Source organism: Pedobacter sp. GW822-FHT03F06, assembly GCF_058801365.1.
This window is the reverse complement of sequence record NZ_JBXANE010000013.1, coordinates 1-23,665: the sequence shown is the minus strand read 5'-3', so window position 1 is coordinate 23,665 and position 23,665 is coordinate 1. Positions and strand designations below refer to the sequence as shown.

At 38.2% G+C, this 23,665-nt stretch carries 27 protein-coding genes; 8 read left to right on the top strand and 19 right to left on the bottom strand.

Going from position 1 to position 23,665, the window contains the following annotated elements:
- The first annotated feature begins 72 nt into the window (after positions 1-72).
- Positions 73-2,721 carry a family 78 glycoside hydrolase catalytic domain gene (locus tag AC1RJ8_RS20480; protein ID WP_492955400.1) on the top strand — a complete coding sequence of 883 codons (2,649 nt, stop codon included), beginning with the start codon at positions 73-75 and terminating at the stop codon, positions 2,719-2,721.
- Positions 2,722-2,893: 172 nt separating this feature from the next.
- Positions 2,894-3,355, top strand: coding sequence for a DUF4268 domain-containing protein (locus tag AC1RJ8_RS20475; RefSeq protein WP_492955399.1), 462 nt, complete (start codon positions 2,894-2,896; stop codon positions 3,353-3,355).
- Here the strand turns inward: AC1RJ8_RS20475 and AC1RJ8_RS20470 are convergent.
- Entirely contained in the window at positions 3,352-4,506 is a 1,155-nt protein-coding gene (locus tag AC1RJ8_RS20470; protein ID WP_492955398.1) for a tetratricopeptide repeat protein, read from the bottom strand. The genes AC1RJ8_RS20475 and AC1RJ8_RS20470 overlap by 4 nt on opposite strands.
- A 133-nt stretch (positions 4,507-4,639) precedes the next feature.
- On the opposite strand from AC1RJ8_RS20470, the gene AC1RJ8_RS20465 reads away from it, so the two are divergent.
- From AC1RJ8_RS20465 to AC1RJ8_RS20450, 4 genes are all read left to right on the top strand, one after another.
- Positions 4,640-4,936 carry a hypothetical protein gene (locus AC1RJ8_RS20465; RefSeq protein WP_029277458.1) on the top strand — a complete coding sequence of 99 codons (297 nt, stop codon included), beginning with the start codon at positions 4,640-4,642 and terminating at the stop codon, positions 4,934-4,936.
- 12 nt (positions 4,937-4,948) lie between these two features.
- Entirely contained in the window at positions 4,949-5,539 is a 591-nt protein-coding gene (locus AC1RJ8_RS20460) for a porin family protein (RefSeq protein WP_492955397.1), read from the top strand.
- A 171-nt stretch (positions 5,540-5,710) separates the two neighbouring features.
- Positions 5,711-6,130 (top strand): organic hydroperoxide resistance protein, encoded by a 420-nt coding sequence (locus AC1RJ8_RS20455; protein ID WP_057932574.1) that lies wholly within the window; start codon positions 5,711-5,713, stop codon positions 6,128-6,130.
- Between the two features lie 133 nt (positions 6,131-6,263).
- The gene (locus AC1RJ8_RS20450; protein WP_057932573.1) at positions 6,264-6,698 is read left to right on the top strand and encodes a MarR family winged helix-turn-helix transcriptional regulator; all 435 of its coding nucleotides are present in this window, start codon (positions 6,264-6,266) and stop codon (positions 6,696-6,698) included.
- Positions 6,699-6,729: 31 nt separating this feature from the next.
- On the opposite strand, the gene AC1RJ8_RS20445 is transcribed toward AC1RJ8_RS20450, so the two are convergent.
- From AC1RJ8_RS20445 to AC1RJ8_RS20415, 7 genes are all read right to left on the bottom strand, one after another.
- A complete protein-coding gene (locus tag AC1RJ8_RS20445; protein ID WP_492955396.1) occupies positions 6,730-7,653 on the bottom strand; it encodes a YihY/virulence factor BrkB family protein in 924 nt (307 codons plus the stop codon).
- Positions 7,654-7,728: 75 nt separating this feature from the next.
- The gene (locus tag AC1RJ8_RS20440) at positions 7,729-8,127 is read right to left on the bottom strand and encodes an META domain-containing protein (RefSeq protein WP_492955395.1); all 399 of its coding nucleotides are present in this window, start codon (positions 8,125-8,127) and stop codon (positions 7,729-7,731) included.
- A gap of 75 nt (positions 8,128-8,202) precedes the next feature.
- The gene (locus tag AC1RJ8_RS20435; RefSeq protein ID WP_492955394.1) at positions 8,203-8,727 is read right to left on the bottom strand and encodes a GNAT family N-acetyltransferase; all 525 of its coding nucleotides are present in this window, start codon (positions 8,725-8,727) and stop codon (positions 8,203-8,205) included.
- 39 nt (positions 8,728-8,766) lie between these two features.
- Positions 8,767-9,270: a DinB family protein gene (locus tag AC1RJ8_RS20430; RefSeq protein ID WP_492955393.1), complete on the bottom strand. Its 504-nt coding sequence runs from the start codon at positions 9,268-9,270 to the stop codon at positions 8,767-8,769.
- Between the two features lie 49 nt (positions 9,271-9,319).
- The gene (locus AC1RJ8_RS20425) at positions 9,320-9,670 is read right to left on the bottom strand and encodes a DHCW motif cupin fold protein (RefSeq protein WP_492955392.1); all 351 of its coding nucleotides are present in this window, start codon (positions 9,668-9,670) and stop codon (positions 9,320-9,322) included.
- Positions 9,671-9,724: 54 nt separating this feature from the next.
- The gene (locus AC1RJ8_RS20420; RefSeq protein WP_492955391.1) at positions 9,725-10,267 is read right to left on the bottom strand and encodes a DUF4199 domain-containing protein; all 543 of its coding nucleotides are present in this window, start codon (positions 10,265-10,267) and stop codon (positions 9,725-9,727) included.
- Positions 10,268-10,524: 257 nt separating this feature from the next.
- Positions 10,525-10,998, bottom strand: coding sequence for a response regulator transcription factor (locus tag AC1RJ8_RS20415; RefSeq protein WP_492955390.1), 474 nt, complete (start codon positions 10,996-10,998; stop codon positions 10,525-10,527).
- Between the two features lie 261 nt (positions 10,999-11,259).
- On the opposite strand from AC1RJ8_RS20415, the gene AC1RJ8_RS20410 reads away from it, so the two are divergent.
- Complete coding sequence (locus AC1RJ8_RS20410; protein WP_492955389.1) at positions 11,260-12,048, top strand: hypothetical protein; 789 nt, start codon at positions 11,260-11,262, stop codon at positions 12,046-12,048.
- A gap of 268 nt (positions 12,049-12,316) precedes the next feature.
- Here the strand turns inward: AC1RJ8_RS20410 and AC1RJ8_RS20405 are convergent, their stop codons facing one another.
- From AC1RJ8_RS20405 to AC1RJ8_RS20380, 6 genes are all read right to left on the bottom strand, one after another.
- Complete coding sequence (locus tag AC1RJ8_RS20405) at positions 12,317-12,925, bottom strand: alpha-ketoglutarate-dependent dioxygenase AlkB family protein (protein ID WP_492955388.1); 609 nt, start codon at positions 12,923-12,925, stop codon at positions 12,317-12,319.
- A complete protein-coding gene (locus tag AC1RJ8_RS20400) occupies positions 12,901-13,149 on the bottom strand; it encodes an Ada metal-binding domain-containing protein (RefSeq protein ID WP_492955387.1) in 249 nt (82 codons plus the stop codon). Before AC1RJ8_RS20400 ends, AC1RJ8_RS20405 begins: the two co-directional genes overlap by 25 nt.
- A 6-nt stretch (positions 13,150-13,155) precedes the next feature.
- On the bottom strand, positions 13,156-13,995 hold the full coding sequence (locus AC1RJ8_RS20395) for a methylated-DNA--[protein]-cysteine S-methyltransferase (RefSeq protein WP_492955386.1): 840 nt from the start codon (positions 13,993-13,995) through the stop codon (positions 13,156-13,158).
- A gap of 80 nt (positions 13,996-14,075) precedes the next feature.
- The gene (locus tag AC1RJ8_RS20390; protein WP_492955385.1) at positions 14,076-14,609 is read right to left on the bottom strand and encodes a MepB family protein; all 534 of its coding nucleotides are present in this window, start codon (positions 14,607-14,609) and stop codon (positions 14,076-14,078) included.
- A gap of 88 nt (positions 14,610-14,697) precedes the next feature.
- A complete protein-coding gene (locus AC1RJ8_RS20385; RefSeq protein WP_492955384.1) occupies positions 14,698-15,036 on the bottom strand; it encodes an avidin-fold protein in 339 nt (112 codons plus the stop codon).
- Between the two features lie 99 nt (positions 15,037-15,135).
- Entirely contained in the window at positions 15,136-15,501 is a 366-nt protein-coding gene (locus AC1RJ8_RS20380) for a hypothetical protein (RefSeq protein WP_492955383.1), read from the bottom strand.
- A gap of 241 nt (positions 15,502-15,742) precedes the next feature.
- On the opposite strand from AC1RJ8_RS20380, the gene AC1RJ8_RS20375 reads away from it, so the two are divergent.
- On the top strand, positions 15,743-16,090 hold the full coding sequence (locus tag AC1RJ8_RS20375; RefSeq protein WP_492955382.1) for a single-stranded DNA-binding protein: 348 nt from the start codon (positions 15,743-15,745) through the stop codon (positions 16,088-16,090).
- 55 nt (positions 16,091-16,145) lie between these two features.
- Here the strand turns inward: AC1RJ8_RS20375 and AC1RJ8_RS20370 are convergent, their stop codons facing one another.
- The 5 genes from AC1RJ8_RS20370 to AC1RJ8_RS20350 form a co-directional block, all read right to left on the bottom strand.
- Entirely contained in the window at positions 16,146-18,197 is a 2,052-nt protein-coding gene (locus tag AC1RJ8_RS20370) for a TonB-dependent receptor (RefSeq protein WP_492955381.1), read from the bottom strand.
- Between the two features lie 81 nt (positions 18,198-18,278).
- Positions 18,279-19,598: a PQQ-dependent sugar dehydrogenase gene (locus tag AC1RJ8_RS20365; RefSeq protein WP_492955380.1), complete on the bottom strand. Its 1,320-nt coding sequence runs from the start codon at positions 19,596-19,598 to the stop codon at positions 18,279-18,281.
- Between the two features lie 407 nt (positions 19,599-20,005).
- Positions 20,006-20,578 carry a hypothetical protein gene (locus AC1RJ8_RS20360; protein WP_492955379.1) on the bottom strand — a complete coding sequence of 191 codons (573 nt, stop codon included), beginning with the start codon at positions 20,576-20,578 and terminating at the stop codon, positions 20,006-20,008.
- Positions 20,579-20,708: 130 nt separating this feature from the next.
- Complete coding sequence (locus AC1RJ8_RS20355; RefSeq protein ID WP_492955378.1) at positions 20,709-22,055, bottom strand: ankyrin repeat domain-containing protein; 1,347 nt, start codon at positions 22,053-22,055, stop codon at positions 20,709-20,711.
- A gap of 9 nt (positions 22,056-22,064) precedes the next feature.
- A complete protein-coding gene (locus AC1RJ8_RS20350; RefSeq protein WP_492955377.1) occupies positions 22,065-23,267 on the bottom strand; it encodes an ankyrin repeat domain-containing protein in 1,203 nt (400 codons plus the stop codon).
- Positions 23,268-23,665: the final 398 nt, after the last annotated feature.

Genomic DNA, 23,665 nt, shown 5'->3' with positions numbered 1-23,665 from the left:
GTACAGGATGGTTGGATAAATAATATTTCTGATTATCGTACAGTTAAGATTAAAAAATTAACGCTAACCAATATGAACAAGAATTCCCGTTACTCAGGCACAATAGCTACCCTTACCTTATTGCTTATATTTACGACGAATGTTTTAGCACAGAAAATCTCTGTAAAAGATTTAACTGTTGAGCATTTAGTAAATCCTTTTAGTATTGATAATCCAAAACCCAGATTTAGCTGGAAAATCGTTTCGGATCTAAAAAATACCAAACAGCGCAATTACGAAATCAGGCTGGGTACAACAGCAAATATTAACAAAGTTTTATGGAAAGCGGCGGTAAAAGATGATCAATCGGTATTGATTGCCTACGATGGCCCCGGGCTATCCTCAAAAACTAAATATTACTGGCAGGTTAGGGTAAAAGACAACCATGGAAATGCGTCTGCATGGTCACCCGTTCAGTTTTTTCAAACAGGTTTAAAACCTGAAGACTGGAGTGCAAAATGGATTTCGGTAGCAGGAACAGATACCTCCCTGGCCAGTCCTTTGTTCAGGAAAGAATTTAACCTGAAAAAAAATGTAAGGTCTGCCATGGCTTACATTACGGCTAAGGGTTTGTATGAGGCCAATATTAACGGCGGGCGTGTTAGCGATGCTTATTTTGCACCAGGATGGACAAGTTATAAAGATCATATTCAATATCAGGTTTACGATGTTAAACAGTCGCTAAAGAAAGGGGCCAACGTAATTGGTATTGCGCTAGGCGATGGCTGGTACAAGGGACGTATCGGATTTAGTAATCAAAAACAATTTTATGGCGATACCAGGGCTTTATTGCTGCAACTGGAAGTGGAATATACTGATGGAACCACAGAAACCATTATAAGCGATAACAGTTGGAAAACAGGTTATGGGCCAATACTTGCCTCTAATATTTATGACGGAGAAACCTACGATTCCCGATTAGAGTCCAAAGGCTGGAATAATATTGGTTTTAAAGAAAACACTTCCTGGAAACCCGTGACGGAACTCGCCAAGGGCCCTGAAAAACTGGTTGGGATGAGCGGACCGCAGGTAAGCAAACACGAAACGTTTAAAGCCTTAAAAATATTTAAAACCCCAAAAGGTGAAACCGTGGTTGATTTTGGGCAGAACTTAGTGGGCTGGGTAATGTTAAAAGCCAAAGGTGCAGCAGGTATCAAAATTACCATCAGCCATGCTGAGGTATTAACCAAAGAAGGGAATTTTTACACCACTAACCTCCGGTCGGCCAAGCAACAGAACAATTATATTTTAAAAGGCGGAACCGAACAGGTATTTGAACCTCATTTTTCTTTTCAGGGGTTTAGATACGTCAAAATAGATGGATACCCTGGCGAACTGAAACTGGAAAACCTTACCGCTGTAGCTGTTTATTCGGATATGAAAACAAGCGGAAAATTTACGACTTCAAATCCTTTGCTCAATCAATTGCAGCATAACATTTCATGGGGACAGAAAGGGAATTTTGTTGATGTGCCGACAGATTGCCCGCAAAGGGACGAACGTTTAGGCTGGACAGGCGATGCACAGGCATTTGCCACAACAGCAGCATATAATATGGATGTATCGGGCTTTTTTACCAAATGGCTAAAAGATGTTTCTGCAGATCAGCTTCCTAACGGCAGTGTTCCTTTTGTTGTTCCGAATGTGCTCAACCAAAATGACGCCGGTTCTGCTGGTTGGGCCGATGTTGCCACTATTATCCCCTGGGATATGTATGTTTCGTACGGAGATAAAGGCATATTGGAAGCACAATATGGTAGCATGAAAAAGTGGGTCGATTATATTTCTTCGGTAACAAAGAACAATCTTTGGAACACGGGTTTCCACTTTGGCGATTGGTTGTTTTACCGTCCTAATGATGATAATGATGGCCGTGCCGCGGTAACAGATAAGTATATGATTGCCCAAACATTTTATGCGCATTCTACACAGTTGCTTATAAATGCAGCAAAGGTATTGGGCAAAACAGATGATGTAACCAAATATACTGCACTATTGGAGCAGATTAAAGCGGCTTATATCAAGGAAAATATGACGCCCAATGGCAAACTGATCTCTAACACCCAAACCGCATATGTTTTGGCCTTACAGTTTGATATGTTGCCTGAAAGCTTACGTGCACAGGCTGCACAAAGATTGGTAGATAATGTAAAAGATTACGGAAACCACCTGACGACAGGTTTTTTGGGCACGCCATACCTGTGCCACGTATTGAGCCGCTTTGGACATGAAGATGTAGCTTACAGTCTGTTACTGCAGGAAAATTATCCTTCGTGGTTATATCCGGTTAAAATGGGAGCAACCACCATCTGGGAGCGTTGGGACGGTATTAAACAAGATGGATCTTTCCAAACGGCTGATATGAATTCTTTTAACCATTATGCCTACGGAGCTATCGGCGATTGGATGTATAAAAATATTGCCGGTATTAATCCGGTATCAGCGCAACCAGGTTACAAAACCATTTTAATTGCACCAAGACCGGGCGGGAAATTAACCAGCGCATCCGCAGAACTGGAAACGGTGTATGGTACTGTTAAGTCATCATGGACGATTGCAGATGGTGTTTTTAAACTCGATGTAACCGTTCCTGCCAATGCAACCGCTACAGTGATATTACCAAAAAACGATAAAAAGGAAGAAATAGGCTCAGGTAGCTATCATTTTGAATATAAATATTAATCGCTTATAATTGCAGCTTCGTTAAAAGAGATTATATAAATATTATAGATTTGTCATCCTGAGCCTGTCGAAGGACCAGCATAATGTATGGTAGGCGTTTCGACAGGCTCAACGTGACAATTCGAATTGAAATTAACTTTATGATATAGCTCTTATCGATTTTAAATATTAAATGTACAGTAAAGAAGAAGCAGCACGCTTGCGCCAACAGTTTTGGATCAGTTTCGGGCAATACATGAAACCCGTCCCTTCGGCGAGTGGTTCTACCGTAAACTGGACGAACTACAAAACGGGGGTGAAGAACATCTTCTTTAAAATGGATGTTGATGGTAAAAAGGCCTTTATCAGCATTCAGTTATCACATCCAGATACTGACATCAGACACCTTATTTTCGAACAGTTTGAAGAATTTAAACTCTTATTTACCAATACCGTAAACGAAGAATGGGATTGGATTAAAGATGCAACCGATGATTTCGGTAAAACAGTATCTCAGATTTCGATCAGCATTTCCGGAGTGAGCATTTTTAATCAACAGCACTGGTCTACATTAATCTCCTTTTTTAAACCCAGAATAATTGCCTTAGATGAATTTTGGGATAATGTCAAACCTGTTTTCGAAGATCTGGTTTAATCGGCCAGGTTTAGTTGAGCAATCCTATCCTTCGAAAATTTAATTTCTTCTTTATCATCTGTTAAACTCGGTTTGCTTTTTAGATAAAGGTTATAATATTTTAGTGCATTTTTTCCCTGCTTTAAGCGGGTATCGTAAAATACGGCTAAACGATAATATAAAGTTGCTGTTGCTTTAAATTGCAGGCCTTTTTTGTAGGCTGCGCTTGCCAAAGCCAGTTGATTGTTTTCTTCGTAAACCAAGCCCAATAAAGAATAATAACTGGAAGTATTGGGTGAGATGGCCTCATCTATGGTTTTCTTAGTATAAAGAGCAGCCTGCGGATAATCTTTTAAGGCCCGGTAACTGAGAGAAGTATAGTATAAGGTAGCCTCATTTTGCATCGCTGCAGCCTCCAATTGTCTGAAAAGCGCTATCGCTTTTTGATATTTCTTAGTGTAGTAATAGGCCTTTGCTACATCTTTTATTACCCCTGCATCTGCACCATCTTTCAATAATTTCTCGCCTGAAGCGATCACTTCACTATACTTTTTAAGCTGGTTGGCAATGGGAAGTTTCGCCCTTTGCAGCACCAGGTTATCACTGTCTCCCTTAATGGCAACATCGAGTACGTGATAAGCTTTTTCATATTGTTGATAAGCAGAATGGATCTCCGCGAGATCAGCAGCAACGTCGCCTTCCAGTGGATTGATCAGGCTAGCCTTTAAGAGGTAAACGAGTTTGAGCGAATCATCTTTTGGAGAAGTGTACAAATTGGCTAGCAGCTTATAAACATTAAAATTATTGCTGTCTATTTTTACAATTTCACTGTAATACAGTTTGGCCTTTTCGGTATTACCCCTTTTTGTATTAATACTGCCGAGGCTGAAAAGAATAGGCAGGTTCTGCGGTTGTAGTGAATAGGCCTTGGCATAAAATTTTTCAGCATCTACATTATTGCCCGCCATTAAAAAACAATAACCAATCTGGCTGAGGTTTTTAAAATCATTCACGTCCTCTCCATAAATACCTTTGAGGTATTGAGCGGCATCGCCGTAACGCTGGGTCTGATAGAAATCGAAAAGTTTCTCCTTATCTACAGCGCTGATATTTTGTGCGTAACCAGCTAAACCTAAACCAAATAAGACCAATAGTGTAAGGAGGTTTTTCATAACAAATAATTTTAAACTAATTTATTAGTTGTTTTCGGTATTTCCAAATCTGTTTTGTTAAAAGATTGGCTAAATAAAACAAAACCAACGCTAAGGGGTTTATAAGGAATAGTTTAACTAAAAATAAGAACCTATGAATACTTTAAAGAAGTTTGAATTAATGGAAAAGATCGTGCGTGAATTGGAAGATTTGCAAAACTCTCAGCAGGCACTTATTCAAAAAATTGGTAAAATTGAAGTCGATAATATCGAATTGGGCGATAACCGCCTGGAAAAAGATTTACCGGATATTCATCAAAATTTAGCTGATAACTTAGATACTATTTCGGGAATTTTAGATTACTTTGCAGGTAAAACACAAAACTTTGGTGATAAAAACAATGTTGATGCTTTAAAAGAACAGGAAGCCATTAACAACGCCACCAGCTAAAATTAATCGCATATGAAATTTTTATCTTTAACCGTTGCCTTTTTGCTTGTTGGCTTATTCGCCAGCGCACAGGTACTGCCATCTTTCCAGCTGGGCATTAAAGCTGGGGCAAATTTTTCGAAATTTGATAGTGAAAACACTTTTAACAGTAACAACCGCGCTGGTTTTTACGGTGGCCTTTGGGCCAGGGTAGGTGCGGCAGGCGTTTACTTCCAACCTGAACTTTATGTGTCGGGAAAGAAAGCAGATTTGGTAAGTGAGTCAACGGGAGAGGTAAATAAAGTACGTTTCACAAGTTTAGATGTGCCATTATTGGTAGGTACTAAGTTTGGTGCCGCTGGTATTGGACTCCGTTTAAACACCGGACCAATGTTTTCATTGATATTAGATGAAAATCAAAGTTTTGGTCAGGCTGCTGGGAGCGTTTTCAGGGCCGACTTTAAAAATCAGGCTTTGGCCTGGCAGTTTGGAGCAGGTTTAGACCTTAAAAAATTAAGCTTCGATGCACGTTACGAACTTGGCTTATCAAAAATTAATAAAGCAGGTTATCCTGGAACTAAGTTAAACTTATTTACAGTTGGCTTAGGTTACCGGATTTTTTAAGCCTACTTATTAAAAATTTAAAAGGTGTTCATTAACTAATGGACACCTTTTTTTGTGTCCAATATTTTAAAGAAATAAGTTTTAGCAATAAAATTTGTTTTTAATAAATAGATATATATATTTGTATCGTAAGCGATATAATCGTTTACGATTTAAAAAAATAGACATAATATGAAAACGTTGTATGAAACTAGTGCTACCGTAACCGGTGGCCGTAATGGAAAAATAACAAGTGAAAATGGTGCATTGGAATTAGAAGTTAGAATGCCAAAAGAATTGGGTGGAAGCGAGCAAGGCTATACCAACCCCGAACAACTTTTTGCTGCAGGCTATGCAGCTTGCTTTGATAGCGCACTTAATTTAGTTATGGGCCAGGCAAAAGTTAAACCTGAAGAACCTTCTACGGTTAAAGCAAATGTTGCTCTTCATTCGAATGGGCAGGGAGGTTTTGTACTTGGTGTATCGCTACAGGTACATATACCAGGAGTTGAGGCGGCGCAAGCTCAGCAACTGGTAGAAAAAGCCCATACAATTTGTCCATACTCTAACGCCACCCGCGGAAACATCGATGTTAAGCTGGAAGTAATTTAATAGAATCAAAATGAAATCGTTATTGTGCATCCCGCAATAACGATTTTCAATGATTAGGCCCGTGATAGAAAATTTCAGTTAAAAATTATTTACTTAGCTGAATATTTTGTTATTCTTAGTAAAGAAAGTTGTGATGGAAATAAATGATGCTATTAAACTCGAAAATCAATTGTGCTTCCCGCTTTATGCTGCTTCCAGGTTGGTAACTAAATGTTATCAGCCGGTACTCGATAGTTTGGGAATTACCTATCCACAGTATCTTGTGCTAATGGTGCTTTGGGAAACTGATTCGGTTAGTTTGACGGTGCTTTCACAAAAACTGATGTTACAATCGAATACTTTGACCCCGTTGCTTAAGCGGATGCAGGAAACCGGACTGGTTGAACGCGTTAGGTCTTTAAAAGATGAAAGGAGTATTGTAATATCCCTGACAGAAAAAGGCAGTGCTTTAAAAGAAAAGGCCCCTGTATTGCGTGCTCAGCTGAGCGATAATCTCGGTGTGAGCCTTGAAGAAATTAACCAGTTAAAAAGCCTTCTTGATAAGTTAATTTTCAACCTGAACAAATAAGTAATTTGGTAAACGCTCGTTCCAAGCCTAATTAATTCTCTTTTTCCGGTTCAACCTCGGTAAGTTCGTACGCAAATGATCCATTTTTTGGTATTATCGGCGTAGCCCTACCTACACTTAAAGCTTTTATAAATGATGCGCCGAAGTAAAATATCAATGAAGAGTAGAATACAAAAAGCATAATGACGATAATCGATCCGGCTGATCCATAAATATTGCTAATGTTGCTCAACGGCAATAAAATCCTTAAAATATACTTTCCTGCCGTAAAAAGGCATCCGGTTAACAAGCCTCCAGAAATTGCGGCACGCCAGGTAGGGCGTCCGTTTGTTAAATACCTGAAAAGTATGGTAAACCAGGTGGTTACGATGATCACAAAAACCAATTGGTTGATGATCGAAGTTAAGACCAATCCGAAAGAAGGAGAACCGTTTTTTAGATAGGCACCAATATAAGCCTGCACACTATCGGCCAGCAAGCCTATAAAAAATAATATGCCGGCAAATAGGATAATCGTAACGGATATAGCTCTTGATTTAAGGGTATTAACAATCCCTTTTTTATCTTTTTGGCCGATATTCCAAATCTGCTCTAAAGAGTTTTTAATCACATTAAATAGGGTGGTAGCTACAAAAAGGAAAAATATAAAACTAAAGAATGTAACATACCAGGCCTGATCGATACCCCGGATGTTTCGCAATGTAGTTCTGATCTGTAAAATACTCTCATCGTCAAGAATACTGGCCAAACGTTCGAAAAGGTGTGTAGCCAATAAGCGCCTATCGGTAAACATACCAAACAGCCTGATGAGGATAATTAATATTGGGGGTAAGGCAAAATTGGTAAAAAAAGCAGTAGCACCGGCCAGACGTAAGGGATCATTCTGCTGAAATAAATTAAATGCTTTTCTTATTGTCGAGAAAAAAAACTTCAGATCTTCTGTTATCGATGGCATCACTCCTGCGTTAAACTCAAAAGGCCGAAAATAGTAAAAATACTTTATTCAGCCTTTTCTATGCATGTAAAGATTCTAGTTTGTTTTGGTGAAAACCAGTAAGGTTTTATCGCCATTCAGCAAATGTAGCTTATTATCAGTTATTTTAGCTCCATTAACCTGATTAAGGGCATGTAAGTAAGCACGTTCGGCTGCATCAGTTTCCTGACAGAACATTTTTGTGCCAAAAACATTTTTAACGGTTATTTTATTATCTGCTATTTCTCCCTGGCCACCGTAATTGTTACAAAACGATTTTCCACTGATTTTAAGGCTGTCGGCAAAGTTTAGCGTTGCTTTTGCTGTTGTAGGTAAGGTTAAACCTGGCAGCGCTGTTAACTCCCATTTGGTATTGGTAAAGCTCGCCGGATCTAATTTTTCTTTACAAGAACTCAATAATAAGATCAGCATTCCGCAGAACATAAGGTGTTTCATAATGTAAGGTTTAAATGATTTTCCTTTTTAACATCAAAAACTAAACCATAAAGATAAAATTGCTTTTTGAAAACGCTAAATTGGTTTTTCAATCTTCATCCAGTGGTGTTTTATGCCGCGGTAATCGAAAATAGAGATCCGTTTTAAGCCCACTTTTTCCAGAACATGAATAGACCCCAGGTTATCGATATCTGCTATGCCAATGATCTCATTTAGATTGAGTTCATTAAAACCATAGTCCAGTGCCGCCATTGCAGTTTCTGTAGCGTAGCCTTTGCCCCAAAACCGTTTACTGAACCGATAGCCCAGATCGTAATAATTAATATGGCTATTGGTAGATTCTTTAATTAGTTTTAAGCCCGACCAGCCCACAAAATTCCCCGTTGCTTTTTCGATAACAGCCCATCTGCCAATACCGTTTTCGATATATTGTTTTCTGATAAATTCTATTTCTGCGATACTCTGTTCGATTGATTTTGCAGGTTTATTTCCCAGGTAAAGGTGCACTTCAGGATCACCGTCCATTTCAAACATGCCCTCAGCATCTGTAGGTAGCAATTCGCGTAAAATTAAACGTTCGGTTTCGGCAAAAATCTTCATTTACAATCTTTTGTTCAAAATTAAGATAATTTCTAAACCTTATCTAAGACTGTCTTCGTAAATGGGCCCGTTCATACTTGGTACCTTATTTCCTGTTGAACGCAGGTATACAATCATTTCGCCCCGGTGGTGATAAATATGGTTCATTAAAAAGCCCCGTATCACCTGGATTCTGGGCATGGGCTGGAGAACCGTTTTACCTCCAGCGGTCATTTTCCAGTCTTCGAACATGCTTTTATCGGTGGCCGATTCGATACTTTCTTTAGCCCTGTTAAAGGCCCGTTCAAATTTGCCTATAATGTTTTCGATATCGCTGATATCTACCTCGTCACGCTTATAGGTATCCATGTTAAATTCATTACCATGAAAAGTCCCGGGATACCAATCGTATATTTCAGCAATGTGCGATGCCAATTGGGCCGTAGTCCAGGAGTATGCTGAAGGTATAAAATCCAAAGCACTGTTTGGTATTGCGTTTAAAAGTTTGCGGGTGTTTTCTGCTTCATGAAGAAATTCACCCAAAAGTGATTTAACCAGCATCATTTTATTTTTTATAATAACTGCGAAATGGGGTGGTGCTTAATAAATCACCTTAAGCGTCTTTTGGTTTTAAAAAACTGCCATCAATGATTAAAAGTTTCACGCTTTCCTGTGATACTGACCGGTGTGAACTTAAATTATCAGAAACCACATAGGTCATCCCCGCGCTAAGCGCGAATGTTGCTCCATCCTCCATTTCACTTACAAAGCTACCCGCCAAACAATGTACAATGTGCCCTTTTTTACACCAATGATCAGCAAGGTAGCCCGCAGAGTAGGTAACAATCCTGATCCTTAAGCCATCCAGGTTTAAGGTTTGCCAGGTTGCCATACCTGTTTCGCCAGGGTATTCTACTTTTTCTATCTGACTCCAATCTATATTGGTAAAGGGTATCGTATACATAGTTGTTTTTTAATGGCTTTTAATTAATAAAAGGAAATCAGATAAGCAGGTATCTTAAGCGGTGTTTACATTTAATGGAGTGCCTGGTTTTCTTTTAAGGATGAGTGCTGCTACCAACGAGATCAGTATCCCTACAGGCAGTATTTCCAAATAGGTAAATAGAACAACCATGACCGGGTTTTTGTACATTTCCTGACTGGAAGCCAGTTCTTTTGTCTTAGCTGCCAGCTCAGCTGCGGATGCACCATCACTTTTGGCCTCTCTAAGTGCCTGGGCAACATATTTATCCATAAAATCAGGCATAAATACATAATAATCAATCAACCACACAATAACATATATGGTAGAAGCTACTAAGCTGATCAATGCACCGATTTTAAAAGCTTTGCCGAAAGTGATTAACCCATCGTTGTATTTATCGCGGTAGTTTTTTATGCCGACAAAAATAAATGAAAAAGCCAATACCATTGAGGCATAGCCTATAAGCATGCTATGCTCAAGGTTCGGGTCGCTATAACATCTCGCCATAGAGAGCACCATTAATGTTGATACAATTAAGCCGGCGATTAATCCGAATACAATTACGTTCTTTTTCATCAGTATATAGTTTGTTTTTTAATTGTGATGAAACTATCATGAGCAATATTTTTCACCAGTCTCTATTTGATTTTTTGTGTTCAAGAGCTCACAGGCTCGGTTCATCTCTGTTTGTGAGCGTTTGCTTATGATGGTTTCATCTGTTTATAATTTTAAGAGGTTTACACCACAAAATTGCTTCGATTATTTTTTTTAACCATCATACTTTAGGGTGATTTTTCAGATCGGTAGCCTTTTAATACCAATGTATTAGTTCATTAAGGGATAATACTGAGTCTTTTGGCTGTTTCTATGGCCTGTGTTCTGCGTTTAACTTCCAGTTTTTCGAAAAGTCTGGCGTTGTGTGTTTTTATGGTGTTTAAAGATACAAATAACTTTAACGCAATTTCCTGGTTGCTTAAACCCGCAGACATGAGCTGCAAAACCTCCAGCTCTCTTTTGCTGATGTTGAGTTTGGTCAGTTCTTTTTCGTTGAGGATAAATGTTTCAGGTCTCTCCGTAAAAACTTCTTTTTCGATCAGTATGGTTTTGGGCCTGGTTAATTTAAGCGCGAGCCAAATGCCTAAAGTGGTAAAAATAACGGCTATCGAACCGGCATAAATTTCGAAGGCATGGTCGATGATAATGAAACGAAGTTCAAGCCACTTCAGCAAAAACAGTAGTACAGCCAGGAAAACCCCATATAAGATTACGCTTTTATTTTTAGCGAGAAAATTCGGTGTGTTTGCCATCGGTTATCTGTTAATCAAAAATAAGGAATTTAGTCTGAAGTAGTCAAATTCTGCCCTCTAAATACAGAAGCTAAGTCGTTTGAATCTGACGGAGATGCAAATGCAAGCGGATGTGGTTTTTATGATTAACAGATAGTGGGATACCGGTATAAAACACGATCTGTTGTGCTTTTTAAGCAGATGCGGTAATTTTATGGTGACTTTGATAAAATAAGCGCAATAAAGATTATAAATTAGCAAAAAAAATAAATAATCATATCTATGAAAATTACGCTTTATGCACTCTTACTTTCCGTTGTTTTATTTGGCTGCGGTAAATCTGAAAAAGCCTGCAAGGCAAGACCATTTGCTGTTAGTGACGATTTTAATGTTTTCCCGAAATCGAAGAAAAATGTACTTACTATCCTAAAAACAGATTCTGGCACTGTGGCAGCAGCCGATCGCTTTGCCATTCAATATAAAGATACCACTATTATTGTTGACGATGCTCCAAACGCCGCTGCGCAGAAATTTATTGTTGCATTATTCATCAATACACAAAAAACAGCTGTATTGGTACAGGTAGCTAATGAAACGGGTAAAATGGCTCCGTTTTATATCATTTCTGTTAATGATGGGAAAACCGAAGTGGTGAGCTTGAATAAACCATCAAAAGGTGCTGAAGATAAAAAATATACGAACGGTTTAGAAGAATTAACACGTAGTAATATTTTGGTGAATAACGATTTCTTTATCACGACTATAAATTCAAGGGTTTACCCTATTAAGAGACAAAATCCTGACGAGCGTATCCAGGGGAAATTTTTCATGTACTCTAGCGATAAAACCACATTAGTCTTTTTAACCGCCAATTCTTTGTACCAGGTAAATACGGCAACAGGCGAAACTTTTAACCTGCCATTGCCAGCAGCATTAATAAATGAACCTGAAACCCTTGTCGGAAATATTCAAAGAGATTATACTTGGGTAGCGAATGCAAATGGAACATCTTTCTTAAAGAAAAATGCTGATGATGACCGCATTGTAGATATTAAGGAGTTTAAGCACTAAAATTTTTTGAAGTTTTATGGGCTGGGATTATAATATGCCTTAATTCAATTAGAATTATTTTCAATCTGAGCTTGTCGAAGACCTTTTATTGGTCGGAAACAAAATATTTGTCCTTCGGCAGGTTACCATTGACAGGCTCCAATACAATGGTCGTCATTGCTGAGGAGGAACGACGAAGTAATCTTTTATACTAGTGACCCTTGCCATAAAGATTGCTTCGTTGGCTGAAAAAGCCTTCTAGCAATGACGATATCTAAACCCAAGTAAACTAAACCACCATTGTTCTAAAGGTGAGGTTTATCCTTGGTTTATTTACTTTTTTGGTTGGTGGAAGGCGGTGTAGCCAATTGGTTTGTGTTTCATCTTTCATCACCAATAAACTTCCATTTTCTAAAAATAAAGTTACCGTTTCTTTAGTTTTTTTATGTTTAAAAAGAAACCTTCGTTCTGCACCGAAACTTAATGATGCAATGGCAGAATCTTCAGCTAAGGCTTTCTCGTCGTCACTGTGGTAAGCCATTCCTTCATTACCGTTGTGGTATAAATTAAGTAAGCAAGAGTTAAAAGTGGTACCTGTTTGCTCCTCTGAAATTTTTTTTAACTCCAGTAACTCCTTTGTCCATGGTAAGGCCATTTTCGATTTATTGGAGTAGGTATAAGAATAGGCTTCATCTCCGTACCAGGCAACTTTTCTTTTGGTAATGATGTGTTTGCCCATAATAAAAGCCTCATCATTTTTCCATTCAATGGTATTCATCAGTACATCAAAATAATGATCGGCTTCGGATACCTGGAATAATTTGCCGTAATAATTTACTGTTCCGCCGTATGGGAGCAGATTTTGATTAACATCTATTGTGGTGTTGAATAAATCCATTGTTTATATGCTGTTTTTAAGCAATGCCCGCAAGGGCGGTAGCCATGTTGAAGTGCTTCATCTACAGAACGGAAAAATACACGGTTTTCTTTCTTCATCCGCTTTCCCGATGTACATCTAAGTGATCCGTAAATCTTCAATCGGGCATTTCCACCAAGGCAAATATCTTTGTTTTTTAAATGTTTTTTGAGTTCCTCCGTTGAAATATCTGCATGTTTGATCATACGGCATTAAGCATTAGTTTTTGCAGCCTCCCAGCCAATCATGGCTGTTTTTCGGTTTACTCCCCAATGGTAGCCGCCCAAGGCACCACTCGATTGTATTACCCTGTGACAAGGAATGAGAAACGCAACCGGATTATCGCCAATTGCAGTGCCCACTGCTCTGGATGCATTAGGATTTTTTAATTTTTTGGCAATGTTACCATAAGTGGCCAATTTACCCATAGGGATTTTTAACAAAGCTTCCCAAACTTTTAACTGGAAATCAGTACCTTTTAAATGCAGTTTAATCTGGTGCAATTTGTTCCAATCGTGACTGAAAATAAATAATGCGTTCTGTTGTTCTTTATCTAATATCTGCTGATATTGAGCCGCTGGGAATTGGCGTTGCAAATTCGCCAAAGCAATATTTTTGTCGTCATAAAAAGCGATATGGCAGATTCCTTTTGTGGTACTGGCTACAATAATGTTGCCGAACGGACTTTCTGCAAAACTATAATTGATGTGGAGGTTTTCGCCACCGTTTTTATATTCTCCGGGCGTCATGCCTTCAATGTTTACAAAAAGATCGTGCAGTCTGCTTGTTCCCGATAAACCGGTTTCTAATGCAGTATCGAATAAACTTTGGTTTTCTTTCAGCATTTCTTTGGCATAACCAATGCTAATGTATTGCAAAAAACGCTTAGGCGTAGTGCCCGCCCATTCGCTAAATAATCGTTGGAAATGAAAAGGGCTTAAATTTACTTTTTCTGCAATTTCTTCTAAACCAGGCTGTGTTTTAAAATTCGCCTTGATATAGCCAATGGCATCGGCTATGCGATTGAAATTGATTTCTTCTTGTGCTTTCATGGTCTTGAATAATTTATATCCAAAAGTAGTTTGGAAAGAAACGGTAAACTACCCGAAACTTGCTAAGTTGAACCGGGATTTTAAAATCCTGTTTGTTTAATTTCGTTGCTGATTAATTTCTCCGCCCTTGCAAGATCGATATTTCCATTGATATCAATCTGAAGAAAATAAGGCGCTTGCCACTGTTGGGTTTTCTCTGCCTGTTTATTTGTTACCGTATCCCAGGGCGGATAAACCCTAATCCCTCTTTTACCTTCTATTCCATTTTTGGTAATAATTTTATGTTGTACCAATATGTCTTTTGGAAAAATAAACTGGCCAGATCGGTCAACACTACTGGTAGAGATTATTAATAGGTCGAATTCATCCTGATCATTAAAGGGTGTAGTAATTCCTGCTTCATTCCGCTTCCATATGGTTACAAATTGCCCGGTTTTAGTTGGGGTGATTTTAGAAAGGCGATGTTTGATTTTTAACCTGTTTAATTCAAAAGTACAGGCCACATATTCCCGGCTTTCACTTTCTGTTTGCAGATTATTTATTTGATAGCCTAACGGGTGGTAAACTAAATTTGATGCAGTTTGTAATATCAAGGGTAATTTAGTTATCGACATGTTGGTTAAAAAATAGGGGATGAAAGAAACTGAACGAAAATAAGACGTTTTTATCTGATTGATCTTAGCTGCTTAAATAGCCTAGCGCTTATTGCTCTTCGATGATCGATTTTCCTTTCGATTTATCTCCTGATGTCCACTGCCAGGTTTCATGAAGCCTGATTTTGCCATTGGCTAATTGTTCTGGCTTTGAATGGCAAATCCCGGTCATGAGTTCCCCTTGATTATTTACCTGGTGATAGCGCATTTCGATGTTGCCGTTTTCATCAACTAAGCCAATTAAATGACCGGAAATAATTTTTCCACCCGTGTATTCAGCAGTAAGGATATTTACGGTTTGTTTATAGCTAAAAACGGTTTCATTTGATGTTTCACCATTTTCTGTATTATTGATCGCTTTAAAAAGCTTGTTGTTATAGTTTATCATAAGATGATAAAACTAATCATCTCTTCCAGAATAAAAAAATCATAGGATGAGCCTTCTACAATTTTAGGTGTTTAACCTAGCAAACCAAAGCGTTTTAACCTAGGCCAACCAAAGCTTTTCCTCCCTTTTTACCAGCAGGTACCTGTCATCACCTAAAATTAAATAGCCATATTCATAGCAGAAAATGTATGTGTTACTGTTCTGGGTTTCATAACTATAAGTATGGTATTCAAAATTAAAGCCTGCCGAAATTAGCTTTTTACCGGTAACCTTGGTTTTACCATTTGGATTAAGCGCAGCAAGGATAGCACGATTCTTTCTGAGTATGCTATTTACCCTTTTAATCACGAGATTATTCTCAATCTTTAAACGATTGTTGTAATTGTTGCGACAAGAATCATCGCAGTATTTTTTATCGGCCCTTCCTCTAATCAGGGTTCCGCAGTCTAAACATAAACGTTCCATAATAATTTCTTTTTTTTATTATGGGATGATGACCTAATTTATAAAATAAAATGGTGGAATAAAAAAAATATAAAACATCCTCTTGAAGCTTTAAATGCATGTTTTCCGTGTATAAACGTTTATAACCGACTATAAATGTTTACAATCCGACTAATTTTTGATCATCTTGGCACTTTTGTCCTGTCGGTTATCGAGGTGATGACTGTTCGTTAAATATTTAGAAACTTAAAATTTAAAGATCATGGAAAGTGCAATTAACAAAGTAGTATTGAGCGGATTTGCAGGAGCAGATGCTGAGATTAAAACTTTTGGAAATCAAAAATTAGCAAGGGTTAACCTGGCCATAAACGAAAGCTATAGGAATGCTTCAGGCGAGGACGTAAAAAAAGTACAATGGTTCAATTTAACTTTCTGGAATGCAAAAGCCGACATTGCCGAAGCTAAGGTTAAAAAGGGTACAGGCTTAAGGGTAGAGGGCAGGTTACAGGCTAATAGTTACGATGGTCATGACGGGAAAAAGCGTTATGGAGTAGATGTAGTAGTTAGTGACGTCGTAATTAGAGAAAATGAAAAACAGGATGCTTTTTAGCCTGTAGAATAATCGCATCATGTAAATATTTGATTTATATGATGCGATTTAAAGATTACAATCTAATAGAAAGGCCAGTATAAAAATTAATTCCTGGGGCTGGGTTAAAATACCTCCCATTTGCGGCATTTAAATCATTGCCTAAGCTGTAATCAACATTTAGCAGATTGTTTATGCCTGCAAATAAATCAAGATGGGTTCTGCTTAATCTCAGGTTTTTTATTCCGGCTTTTACTTCAAGCAGATGATACCTTTTAGAAAAGGTGGTATTGGCATCATTTAGCGGAATAGCTGAGGTGTAGTTGTGTTGAGCAAAGAAGTAAAGTTCCTTTTTAAAGTTAAATTCGAGACTATTAACCCATATATTTTTTGGAACGCCAGTAAGTTGGTTACCCGCGTAATTGTTAGTGCCGCTTACAAAATCTTCAAATTTAAATTGGCTCCAGGTATAATTGCTTCTTAGTTGTAATCCTGTTAACCATGAAGTATTGTTTTTGATAACCCACAAGGCTGTTTCCAATTCAATACCTTCCTGTTTTGTTCCACCTGCATTTATGAAATATTCAGCATCATTTTGATTTAGCCTTCTTACAATAGCATTTTTTAACTCGTAATGGAATACATTTCCGTTGGCGTAAAAACGGTTATTCCCCGTTTTATACCTTAAGCCCAGTTCATAATTCCAGCCTGACTCTGCTTGCAGGTCATTATTGATGTTGTTATCAGACGACCTCACTTCTGCGATAGTAGGCGTTGAATAACCTTTACTTACAGAAGCCCTGATAGAGAGGTCATTTGCGATTAAGTAAGATAAAGCAGCCTTTGGCATAAATTGGGTATTAAACTTGCGCTCTTTTGTTGCAATTGTTACAGGAAAGTAGCTTTCATAGCTGTAGCTGAAGAAGTTTAAACTTGATGCAAGTTCGATCAGAAATTTATTGTTAATGTCGAAGTTTACTCTGAAGTAAGCAAAATCCTGACTGGCTTTTAAGCGGTCTGAGGCTTGCATTGAAGTAGCTTCCCCACCATTGTTATTATAGTTTTTAATCTGACTTTTGGTAGCAGAACTTTCTAGTCCTATCTGGGCATTAAATTTAATGTCTTCATTTGCCTGAGCGTATTCTAAAAATGTTCTTAACCCAAGCGTACTTTCGTAGCGCTGTTCGTAATTAGTTATAAACGGGTTCTTGAAGTTGGTATACGAGGTAAACAAAGCAATAACATGCTTTAGATGTTTATTGATTTGGTATGAATTGGATATTCCCCCGAAAATGGTTTTATTGTAAATGGCGGCTTGCTGTGAAATGGCGCCAGGTAATGTTGGTGTTGCCGGACGGGCCAGTTTAGGGTTTTGATCTAATTGTACAGCCGTTAATCCACCTGGTGTTTCGTAATTTAAATCGCTGTAAAAAGCAAAAGCCTTTAAACTGCCAGCATTGCTATAATTCCATTGCTGTATCGTTTGAAAATATTTTCTGCCCATTGCACTATTTTGCCGATACCCATCGCTTCTCTGGTATCCTTCGCTAAAGCTGAAACTATACTTTTTATATAGCTGTTTGATTGACGCCGTTTGATGTAAAAGACCATAAGAGCCTCCAATCGCTGAAATATTAATTTCATTGTGGTTTATGGCAGGAGGATTAAGTAAAATAGCACCACCTGTATTTGCACCAAAAATACTGGCTTCAGGCCCCTTATAAATTTCCATCATACCTACTGCAGAAACATCTAAAGCATTGAGGTAGGTATTTCCGCCTGCATCAGTTAAGGGGAATTCATCAATGTAAATTTTAATATTTCGAATGCCAAAAGGAGATCGCAGTAAACTGCCTCGGAGCGATAAACGATAGCTACCAGGCGAACGTTCTTCCATTCTTACACCAGGTACAGTATTTAAAGTGCTCACTAAGGAACTGTTCTGCTGATTTCCGATTAAATTGCTATCGATCAAATTTACGGCTGATACCGATCTTAATAATGAGTGCGGATTGTAATAACCTTTAACGGTAACTTCTTCGAGTTTTTTGGTCGAATCGGGTTTTATCGTTTGCGCTAAACCAGTAAAGGAAAATAAAGTCAAGAATAGTAGAAGGTTCGGTTTCAATAGGATAATAATTGATGGTTTAACCACAGATTGGCAGATAAATTTAGCGCATATTCTGCTAACCTGCGGTTATTTTGTAAACTATTTAGCAGCAACCCTCCAAATTATGCCACTAACATCATCGGCAACCAGTAATGCTCCATCGGGCGTCAGGGTAACGCCAACAGGCCTGCCATAAACTTCGGCCTTATCTGCATCAGCTACAAAACCAGTTAAAAAGTCCTCTGGTTTGCCTGCTGGCTTTCCATCTTTAAAGGGCACAAATGCAACTTTGTATCCGGAAATGGCAGAGCGGTTCCATGATCCATGCTGACCTATAAATGCACCTCCCTGATATTTTTGAGGGAATTTTGTGCCTTTGTAAAAAGCTAAGCCCAAAGAGGCGGTATGCGCACCTACAGCAACATCAGGCACAATTGCTTTTTTAACCAGCTCCGGGTTTTTACCTTTTAAACGGGGATCTTCATTTTGACCAAAATAAGAATATGGCCAACCATAGAAACCGCCAGGTTTAACGCTGGTGATGTAATCGGGAACAAGATCATCTCCCAATCCATCGCGCTCGTTTACAGCTGTCCAAAGCATATTTGTAGCTGGTGCCCAATCCATTCCCACGGGGTTGCGCAAACCACTCGCATAAATTTTCTCACCAGTTCCATCTGTGGTGATTTCCAGGATATTAGCTCTTCTTGCTTCGTTTTCCATGCCATTTTCACCAACATTACTGCCCGATCCAACGGTAATATAAATTTTGCTTTTATCTGCATTGGCAATTAAATTTCTCGTCCAATGGTTATTGTATCCACCAGCTGGGAGACTCAGGATCTTTTTGCCTGTAGCGTTGATTTTCGTATCACCTGTTTTATAAGGAAATTGCCACAAGCCATCGGTATTGGCTACATAAAATGAATTGCCAATAATCAGCATTCCGAAAGGCTGATTGAGCCCGTTCAAAAAAGTGGTAACAGTTTCTGGCTTGCCATCTTTATTTTCATCGCGGTATAGTAAAATCGTATTGGCACTTTTACCAGGTACTTCAGATTTAGCTTTGCCGGTTACTGCGTTGGCAACGGCCTCTGCAGTACTTCTTTCTGAATTGGAAAGGGCCACAAGTACATCCCCGTTTGGAGCTATATATGTGTTGCGCGGGCTTTTAATATTTGAAGCAAATCTGGTTACCACAAAACCCGCTGGGGCAATTGGCGTTTTACCTTCAGGCCAATCGATAACCTTACTAAATTTACTTTTGGCTGCGTTGGTATCTGGTGCAGGTAAGTTTACGGTTCCGCTTTTAGTAGTAAGTGTTGTATCTTCTCCTTGCTTTTGCGAACCTGAATCAGACCGACATCCGAAAAAAATAATGGATGAAAGTATTGCTGTGCAGAAAATTCTATTTTTCATGTTAATCCGTTTTGATAAAGGAAATTAGTTCAGAAAAATATAACATCAAAAACGGACAGATGGTTTGCCGGTGCACAAAGATCATTGTAAAATAATAAAAGGAAAGTACCCTGAAGTACCTTCCTGGAGAGCGCATACTATTTTCCCTGGCCCAATGCTATGGTTAACAGGGAAGTACTTTTATATAATCTTTTAAAATTGAGATATTGATTGAGCAACAAAAATCTGATCACCGAAAAGACGATCCGTTTTTAGAGTTATGGGAGTGTAGCAAAGGAATTTGAGCATAAATTTCCAGTTGTTAATTTGAAAACGATTAATTAAAACTAAATTACAGTATTACACCTAATTTTTTAGTTAAATTTTGTTAAATCGTTTTTAATGCGAAGGCTGGATTTTTTTGGCTATTATTTAACCAGATTTTCCTGTAATTTTTTCTCGATGTCTTTAGCGTTTAAGATCAGCGCAGAGAATTGCGGGTCTGATTTTACCAGTAAAAATTTTCCGTTCGGAAGGATGATTGCTGAAGTTCCACAAGAAGTGGCCTCTTTAAATAATAATTTCTTAAGAAAGCCCGAATCGGTTTCTATCTCTAAACCTTTCGATTTAATCGGACTGAAACTTTTTCCTACTTCGCGGTATTGGTAAATGGCAACTTTTGGTCTGGCCTCTGCTTTTTCGAGAATGTTTTTCTGAAAGGTCCACCTTACATTGTTCAGGAATTCTGCGTTCTGATAACTAAGGTCTTTCCAGCAGTCGTCTTTATTGAAATCGTATTTAATGATAATGGTATCTTTTAAAGCAAGCCTTTGGTTTTCTTTTAAAAAAAGATGCAGGGAATCTACTTGTGAATCGGTTAATGTTCCTGCCTGATAGCGTTTAGTTTCATCCAGATACAGTTTTGGCGAACAGCTATATATCACAAGAGCAATAACAATTAAGGCAAATAACTGCAGTTTGATTTTGTTGAGGTTTTTCATTTGTGTGAGCATTAAAGTTGAATTTTACTGGCTAAATTTAGTCATTCAGCCAGGAAAAATCTTATGACATAAATTTATAACTAAAATTTAAGTCTTAAACTTTTTTGGTAATTTTTTATAGTATCATCACTTAACCTTTTAATATTTTGGTTTTTTCGGCATCAAATTCTTCCTGCGATAAAATACCGGCATCCAATAATTCTTTCAGATCTAACAGTGCCTGTTTTTTTGATGTGATATCATTTTTAGTCGGTTCTGTACTGTTTTCAGCAGGTGCTGTACCCTTGATTGGTTGGTTAGAAATGTTTGAAGGACCAAATTTTAACAAGAGTCCTGTAATTTCATTGAACCCCTTAATGTTCGAATAATCTATTGCTTTCTGTTCCTTAACATTTACAATGGAAGGGTCAGCTGATTTTTCGAGTAAAAATTTTACTGCATCTTTTTTACCATTCGCAGCTGCATAATGTAAAGCTGTGTTTCCGCTTTCATCCTGAATATTAACATTAGCACCTTTTTCTGTTAATAGCTTTAACATACTTAAATGGCCGCTTTTGGCTGCTACATGTAACATGCTTTCGCCTCCGTAATTGTAGTTGTTATCGAAAGAGAAACTGGCCGAAATGGAAATGTTATTGGCGGTTTCTACCCATTCTAAATATGAATACATGGAATCGTCGTTACCCGAAAGTGGTTTCGCATAATTTACATCTACACCCTGGCTTAAAAATAAATCGACAATTTCTTTCTGGTTATTGGCGCAGGCATACCAGATTGGTGAGAGACCATCTTTTGAAGAAACGAATACATCGGCACCTTTTTCTACCAATGTTTTGGTGAGCATGCGGTTGGCGTCATAACAGGCAAGCAGCAGTGCCGATTCGCCTGCGTGGTTAACATGGTTAATATTGGCGCCTTTGTCAATCAGCAATTCAACCATTGGCGTGTTTTTAGATTTTACCGCAAAAATTAGGGGTGAATCGCCATGTTTATTAGTGGTATTGATATTGGCACCAAATTCCAATAATTTTTGAACAATTTCTTTGTTCCGCCAGCCTGCAGCAATAAGCAAAGGCGTTTCTGCTTCATTATTTTCGCCATCAACTTCAAGACCTTCATTAAGTAATTTTTCTAATACTTCAATCTGCCCGCTTTGAGCAGTAAGGTGTAATAAGCTGTTGCCTTTAAAATCCTTAATGTCAACTCTTGCACCTTTATCTAAAAGAAATAGTGCGGTTTGTTTCTGTTTTTGTAAACAGGCAAAGTAAAACGGTGTTTCGCCGGCATGATCTTCGTAATCTAAAGCTGCCCCACGATCTAACAAAATCTGTACAAGGTCTAAATACCCGCGGTGGGCGGCATAATGGAGGGCTGTTCTGCCTTTTTCATCGGTATAGCCTACCTCTACCTCTTGGTTGGCCAATAAAAATTCGGCTATTTTGCGCTTGCCGCTTTCGCAGGCAATAATAAATGACATCGACATATTTTAAGATTGTTTCATGAGCAGTTCTACAGTTTTTATTTTCAGGTTATCATCAGATGCAAGCATCAGAGCGGTTTGATCCTGATCGTTGGTGATAGTAATATCTGCACCGTTTTCGAGCAGGAGCTTTACTTTTCGATAGGTTTCTTTCGCTTTTTCTGCTTCATAATTTACATTGTAGGTACAAACTTTATGCAGCAGGGTATTTCCTTTATTATCGGCCCTGTTTACATCTATCTGTCCGGTTTCTAAAACAGCCTGTAAAATATCAGCCTGTTTTTCGGCAATGATATCCAATGGTGTTTTATCAGCGCCATACCACGTACTTGCCTGGTATAAATCAGCGCCATCTTCAATCAGTTTTTTAAGGAATTTGGTGCCACTTTCACTGTTCGACATCATCCTTACATATTCAAATAATAGTGTTTCGCCGTTTTTATTAACCTGATCGAAAGCTGGTGAGGCGAAATTGCGCAGCGTATCATATATGTTTTCGCTCTGTAAATGCGCCACTGCATAAAAGAAAGCTGAATTTCCATCGCGGTCGGTATGATTGGGATCGGCGCCATTTTCGAGCAGATGGGCAATTAAATTTTTCTTGTTGAATTTTATTGCGGTAATTAATGGACTTTCCTGCACCACATTGCCTTCGTTGATATCAACACCTTCGTTAAGGAGGATATCGATATATCCTTTAAGCAGATCGGTAGTCTGTTCATCGTTTAGGTTATACCTTCGGAAACTGCTTTTTACTACCTGGTGGATGTAGTTTTCCTCTGCATTGTTTTTGAAGGTGGTGGTGCAACCTGCATTGATACATGCTTTGATCAGTGCTAAGCTCACCCCGTTTTCGAAGAAATAACTTAATAGTGTTTTGGTGTTAACCTCGTCATTTAAGTTGTCGAAATGAGTAATAAATTCATTAAAAAATGCAATATCTTCATCATCATTGCCAAGGTTACGGACAATAGCCTGAAAAATGCTTTTGTCAAAACTGTCGAATTCATAGACGTCGGTTTCGATGGTTTTGTCTTTTAGCATCATATTCAGGATTTCGTACTGTTTCTCTCTCACCAGATGATCAAAAATTGATGATTTATGATGTTCCTGAATGCTTTTAGAAAGTTTTTCGCCGTTATGCATCATGCTTTTAGCCTCTTCGAATTTGCGGGCATTTAACTGTTGATCTAAGGTAGGTTCGGTCATTTTCAATTAAAAAGTTTAAACTAGATAGATATATGGTTTTGACGCTACAAAAGTTTAGCCAAAGAAATGGTTCACAAAAAAATATTGGGGTGTTGCACTAAAGACAGATAAAACTATACCTCATTATGATATGGTCGTTTATTTTTTTTTGAAAAGCAATTGCAGTATTCTATCGGTTAATGTCTTCCTGCTCTACCTGCTGCCATGAAAAATGGCATCCGTTCGATCAGGTTTAGTTTAGTTAGTCCTGCGCAATTAGGTTGAGTTTCTGTACCACGGCCCTAAGTTTATAGCCCTGCTCTCCGATTTATCTGGATAAAGCGGAAAGGTACTGTCTTTAAAAGCAAATAAAAGTTGATAAAATTTTATCTTCTGAGAAGCATTAATTTAAATGCTTT

Excerpts from the sequence above, each read along its gene's own strand:
- AC1RJ8_RS20455 (WP_057932574.1), top strand. The coding sequence starts at position 5,711 with ATGAAAACGTTGTATGAAACTAGTGCTACCGTAACCGGTGGCCGTAAT.
- AC1RJ8_RS20390 (WP_492955385.1), bottom strand. The coding sequence starts at position 14,609 with ATGTCGATAACTAAATTACCCTTGATATTACAAACTGCATCAAATTTA.
- AC1RJ8_RS20355 (WP_492955378.1), bottom strand. The coding sequence starts at position 22,055 with ATGTCATTTATTATTGCCTGCGAAAGCGGCAAGCGCAAAATAGCCGAA.
- AC1RJ8_RS20430 (WP_492955393.1), bottom strand. The coding sequence starts at position 9,270 with ATGATGCTGGTTAAATCACTTTTGGGTGAATTTCTTCATGAAGCAGAA.
- AC1RJ8_RS20465 (WP_029277458.1), top strand. The coding sequence starts at position 4,640 with ATGAATACTTTAAAGAAGTTTGAATTAATGGAAAAGATCGTGCGTGAA.
- AC1RJ8_RS20405 (WP_492955388.1), bottom strand. The coding sequence starts at position 12,925 with ATGGATTTATTCAACACCACAATAGATGTTAATCAAAATCTGCTCCCA.
- AC1RJ8_RS20475 (WP_492955399.1), top strand. The coding sequence starts at position 2,894 with ATGTACAGTAAAGAAGAAGCAGCACGCTTGCGCCAACAGTTTTGGATC.
- AC1RJ8_RS20380 (WP_492955383.1), bottom strand. The coding sequence starts at position 15,501 with ATGGAACGTTTATGTTTAGACTGCGGAACCCTGATTAGAGGAAGGGCC.
- AC1RJ8_RS20395 (WP_492955386.1), bottom strand. The coding sequence starts at position 13,995 with ATGAAAGCACAAGAAGAAATCAATTTCAATCGCATAGCCGATGCCATT.
- AC1RJ8_RS20470 (WP_492955398.1), bottom strand. The coding sequence starts at position 4,506 with ATGAAAAACCTCCTTACACTATTGGTCTTATTTGGTTTAGGTTTAGCT.
- AC1RJ8_RS20425 (WP_492955392.1), bottom strand. The coding sequence starts at position 9,670 with ATGTATACGATACCCTTTACCAATATAGATTGGAGTCAGATAGAAAAA.
- AC1RJ8_RS20435 (WP_492955394.1), bottom strand. The coding sequence starts at position 8,727 with ATGAAGATTTTTGCCGAAACCGAACGTTTAATTTTACGCGAATTGCTA.
- AC1RJ8_RS20350 (WP_492955377.1), bottom strand. The coding sequence starts at position 23,267 with ATGACCGAACCTACCTTAGATCAACAGTTAAATGCCCGCAAATTCGAA.
- AC1RJ8_RS20360 (WP_492955379.1), bottom strand. The coding sequence starts at position 20,578 with ATGAAAAACCTCAACAAAATCAAACTGCAGTTATTTGCCTTAATTGTT.
- AC1RJ8_RS20365 (WP_492955380.1), bottom strand. The coding sequence starts at position 19,598 with ATGAAAAATAGAATTTTCTGCACAGCAATACTTTCATCCATTATTTTT.
- AC1RJ8_RS20385 (WP_492955384.1), bottom strand. The coding sequence starts at position 15,036 with ATGATAAACTATAACAACAAGCTTTTTAAAGCGATCAATAATACAGAA.
- AC1RJ8_RS20440 (WP_492955395.1), bottom strand. The coding sequence starts at position 8,127 with ATGAAACACCTTATGTTCTGCGGAATGCTGATCTTATTATTGAGTTCT.
- AC1RJ8_RS20415 (WP_492955390.1), bottom strand. The coding sequence starts at position 10,998 with ATGGCAAACACACCGAATTTTCTCGCTAAAAATAAAAGCGTAATCTTA.
- AC1RJ8_RS20460 (WP_492955397.1), top strand. The coding sequence starts at position 4,949 with ATGAAATTTTTATCTTTAACCGTTGCCTTTTTGCTTGTTGGCTTATTC.
- AC1RJ8_RS20400 (WP_492955387.1), bottom strand. The coding sequence starts at position 13,149 with ATGATCAAACATGCAGATATTTCAACGGAGGAACTCAAAAAACATTTA.
- AC1RJ8_RS20410 (WP_492955389.1), top strand. The coding sequence starts at position 11,260 with ATGAAAATTACGCTTTATGCACTCTTACTTTCCGTTGTTTTATTTGGC.
- AC1RJ8_RS20375 (WP_492955382.1), top strand. The coding sequence starts at position 15,743 with ATGGAAAGTGCAATTAACAAAGTAGTATTGAGCGGATTTGCAGGAGCA.
- AC1RJ8_RS20450 (WP_057932573.1), top strand. The coding sequence starts at position 6,264 with ATGGAAATAAATGATGCTATTAAACTCGAAAATCAATTGTGCTTCCCG.
- AC1RJ8_RS20420 (WP_492955391.1), bottom strand. The coding sequence starts at position 10,267 with ATGAAAAAGAACGTAATTGTATTCGGATTAATCGCCGGCTTAATTGTA.
- AC1RJ8_RS20480 (WP_492955400.1), top strand. The coding sequence starts at position 73 with ATGAACAAGAATTCCCGTTACTCAGGCACAATAGCTACCCTTACCTTA.
- AC1RJ8_RS20445 (WP_492955396.1), bottom strand. The coding sequence starts at position 7,653 with ATGCCATCGATAACAGAAGATCTGAAGTTTTTTTTCTCGACAATAAGA.